The following is a 2,628-nucleotide window of genomic DNA, read 5'->3' on the forward strand; positions in this document are numbered from 1 at the left end:
GTAATGATTCGGTCTTGAGCGTTCCAGAAATGCGCTGAAATAATCAGAATTTTGGGCAAAACCTCACCATGCAGATTATTACCGCCAAGCCAAAAGAAGATATCAAGCAGAAATCAGAAAGGATGTCTAAACTTGTCCGCGATTATAAAAGCTCTGGTCTTACTATCAAGCAATACTGTATTGCAAATAAAATAAAGGAAAAGACTTTCTATTACTGGCTAAAGAAGTATAAGAGTGCAGACATCATTCCAGCGATGCCGTCCATTATACCCATAGATATTTCCGCAGTGAATACTGAACATAATGAAGCCCCAGCCCTATTTGCAGAATTACGAGGATTAAAGCTATACCAAGCAGTACCTGCTGAATATTTACTCGCCCTACTAAATAATTAATTGATGTTGTCTTTAGCTGGCTATAATTTTTATCTGTATACTCATGTTACAGATATGCGAATGGGTATAAATGGGTTATCAGGAATTGTACGCAATATGATGGAACAGGATCCACTGAACAGGGGAATGATATACTTGTTTTTTAATGGTCGCCGTACCCAGGTTAAGATGCTCGTTTTTGAAGGCGATGGGCATGCACTTTACCATAAGAAATTAGCAAGAGGAACATTTGGCGCACCTGTGTATGATGAGAGGATCAGAGCTGTGGTCCTGGAAAAGAAAGACGTGATGCTGATATTGGAAGGTGTCGAAATTAGGTACAGGAAAAGATATCAAAAAAAAGCTATCAGCACAATCAAACCATAACCAGACCTGCTGCGTTAATATAGCCGTAACCACGACACAAAGCAGTGCGCCCCGAATTAATTACTTCCATATCAGACGCCTTACAACAAATCTCCACACTTACGGTGGCTAACGCCAACCTGTCAGAATCTCTTTCCAGAGAGCGCATTACCTTCGGAAAAATCATTTATGATCTCAACAACCAACTGGAAGAAAAGCAGGAAGAAAATGCTAAACTCAACAGATATCTGCATCAGGCACAAGAAATTATGCTGGACCAGGAGCATCTGATTAAAGAACTGGAGGATAAAATCATAGCGTTGGAAAGGGCGAATACTGAGATGAGGCAAAGAGCTGAAGAGGGATTGAAGAAAGGTTGGCAATTGCAGGAGTTATGTGATATGTTACTAGGGAAGAAATCAGAAAAATTTGTCCCGGTAGCACGGGATATAGATGTTGCTATTCAGCAAACATTAGGGGCCGAATTTGACATCCTGGAGATCGAAGAGATCATTAAAGTTGCAATTAGCCCATCAGATATCCGCCAGACAGATCAGGAGATCGTAAAGACCAGCCGGAAGAAAAAGCGATACGAAGCCCATAAAGGACGAAGAGTACAGCCATCCTGGCTGGAAGTTGTTACCGAGACGATCGATATCACTATTGATAAAACCGGTCTCAAGCCCATGGGCAAAAAGGTAACAACCTATTATGACTATCAGCCGGGTAAAATCATTAAAATCCAGCAGGAGCATCTTCAATATATCAGTGAAGATAAAAAGATCATCTGTGAACCGGTAAAACCGCGATTGGTTGAGAAAGGAACTGTTGGCAATAGGCTGCTGGCACACCTGCATACACGCCGGTTTGCTTATGGAGATCCTTACTATCGTCAGCTCAAATTTATAAAGAATACGACGGGCGTGAGCTTTGCTACATCTACCGTTGACGGCTGGGAGGCAAATGCTTTTAGGAAGCTTGGTCGGTTACTGAGATGTCTTAAAAAGGTAATCATGCAGTCTAAGTATATAAAGGCAGATGAAACTAGACTACGTTACCTTAATGATGTCGGCAAAGGGAAGCCCTCAAACGGCTGGTTATGGGTGTTTCTATCCCCCGAGCACAAGTTGGTATTGTTTGAATTTAACCCGTCACGAGGGCAGATAGTACCCGGGGAAATACTAAAAGATTTTAAGGGCATTCTGCAGACAGATGGCCTGGCATCCTATACTGCAGCATTTAAAAACAATGATCAGGTGACTATGATGAGTTGCCTGGTGCATATCCGTCGTGGCTTTAAGAAAGCGGAGGCGTCTGATAAAAAACTGGTCGCTGAAGTACTAACATTATTCAATGTTATTTACAGGATAGAAGCCTATGCTGACAGGAAGAAATTTACTCCGGAGCAACGATTGCCACTAAGACAGAAATATAGCGTGCCGTTCCTGGACAAAATAAAGAGCTGGCTACTTCAACAGCAGGGAGCTGACCACCTGCCCGGCACTCCGGTTTATAAAGCTATCAACTACGCTCTTGGCCAATGGGATCGCTTAAAAGCATTTACCGAAAATGGAAATGTCGAGCCAGATAACAACGGTGTGGAGAGAGCCATACGCCCAGTTACGATCTTCAGAAAGAACAGTATGTTTGCAGGAAATGAACACGGAGCGCAGCGTGTAGCATTGTTTTATTCTTTGATAGAATCCTGCAAGCTAAACGATATTGATCCCTTCACATATCTCTGTGATATTTATGATCGCCTGCATGACTGCCCCGCAAACCAACTTATCAACTTATTACCCCACTACTGGAAGAAGCAAGAATAAATCAAAACAAAGATACCTTTTTATTGATGTCATTCTGGAACGCCGAGAACCGAATTATTACG

At 42.2% G+C, this 2,628-nt stretch carries 3 protein-coding genes; all 3 read left to right on the plus strand.

The genetic code is table 11. From position 1 onward, the window contains the following. Window positions 1–68: 68 nt before the first annotated feature. Genes C7475_RS32625 through C7475_RS32635 form a run of 3 tightly spaced genes read left to right on the plus strand, consistent with a single transcriptional unit; the run spans window position 69 to window position 2,566 of the window. A complete protein-coding gene (locus C7475_RS32625; RefSeq protein ID WP_110057634.1) occupies window positions 69–395 on the plus strand; it encodes a hypothetical protein in 327 nt (108 codons plus the stop codon). A 3-nt stretch (window positions 396–398) separates the two neighbouring features. Beyond that, window positions 399–761 carry an IS66 family insertion sequence element accessory protein TnpB gene (gene tnpB / locus C7475_RS32630; protein WP_110057635.1) on the plus strand — a complete coding sequence of 121 codons (363 nt, stop codon included), beginning with the start codon at window positions 399–401 and terminating at the stop codon, window positions 759–761. A 44-nt stretch (window positions 762–805) separates the two neighbouring features. Beyond that, window positions 806–2,566 carry an IS66 family transposase gene (locus C7475_RS32635; RefSeq protein WP_146217730.1) on the plus strand — a complete coding sequence of 587 codons (1,761 nt, stop codon included), beginning with the start codon at window positions 806–808 and terminating at the stop codon, window positions 2,564–2,566. Window positions 2,567–2,628 lie beyond the last annotated feature (62 nt).

Source organism: Chitinophaga sp. S165, assembly GCF_003182155.1.
GTDB lineage: Bacteria > Bacteroidota > Bacteroidia > Chitinophagales > Chitinophagaceae > Chitinophaga.

What these genes read in the sequence shown, in the direction of transcription:
- C7475_RS32625 (WP_110057634.1), top strand. Translation starts at nt 69, where the DNA reads ATGCAGATTATTACCGCCAAGCCAAAAGAAGATATCAAGCAGAAATCA.
- tnpB (WP_110057635.1), top strand. Translation starts at nt 399, where the DNA reads ATGTTGTCTTTAGCTGGCTATAATTTTTATCTGTATACTCATGTTACA.